Origin of the sequence: Mesorhizobium sp. M0048 (assembly GCF_040323405.1) — a bacterium.
Lineage (GTDB): Bacteria > Pseudomonadota > Alphaproteobacteria > Rhizobiales > Rhizobiaceae > Mesorhizobium.
This window is the reverse complement of the sequence record NZ_JAMYUV010000128.1, coordinates 1-834: the sequence shown is the minus strand read 5'-3', so window position 1 is coordinate 834 and position 834 is coordinate 1. Positions and strand designations below refer to the sequence as shown.

Genomic DNA, 834 nt, shown 5'->3' with positions numbered 1-834 from the left:
CCGTTGTGCAAAGATTGATCGCCAACGCCACTTGTGGGAGAGAAGAATGATAGATCTGCTCAGCGATACCGTAACCCTCCCCACACAGGAGATGCGGCAGGCGATGTTCAATGCGGAAGTGGGTGATGCCGGTTACGGTGAAGACCCGACGCTTAATCGGCTGGAAAAGTTGGCGGCGGAAATGCTCGGCAAGGAAGACGCCGCTTTCGTATCGAGCGGATGCCAAGGGAACCTGACTGCGTTGCTCGCGCATTGTCCGCGCGGCCACGAGGTGATCGTCGGCGATCACTCCGATCTCTACGATTTCGAAGCTGGCAGCGTTTCGGTGGTGGGCGGCCTCGTCCTGCACCCCGTGCCGACGGAAATCGACGGACGGCTGTCACTCGATAATCTGCGCTCGGCGATCCGCGACAAGAGCGATTACCAATGCGCGCCGCCAGGGGTCATCGTGCTGGAGAATCCACACTGTCAACGTGGCGGACGGGTCCTGCCTGAGTCCTATATTAAGGAAGTGCGCGAGCTTGCCGACGAGCACGGCCTACCACTGCATCTTGACGGGGCACGAATCTTCAACGCGGCAATCGCCTCGAAGAGGACGCCGGCGGAGATGGCGGAGGATGTCGACTCGATCATGTTCAGCCTGTCTAAAGGACTCGCCGCGCCATTCGGCTCCATGGTGTGCGGACCGCGGCCCTTCATCGACCGGGTGAAACGCTATCGGAAGCTTCTAGGGGGCGGACTGCGCCAAGCCGGCTTCATGGCCAGTGCAGGTATCGTGGCGCTTGAAACCATGGTGGATCGGCTGTTCGAAGATAACCGACGCGCGCAGCTGCT

The 834-nt window shown here is 60.4% G+C and carries 1 protein-coding gene; it reads left to right on the top strand.

The window, feature by feature from the left end; all coding sequences use genetic code 11:
* Nucleotides 1-46 precede the first annotated feature (46 nt).
* A partial coding sequence (locus tag NKJ84_RS33045) for a GntG family PLP-dependent aldolase (protein ID WP_352510009.1) occupies nt 47-834 on the top strand: 788 nt, incomplete at its 3' end.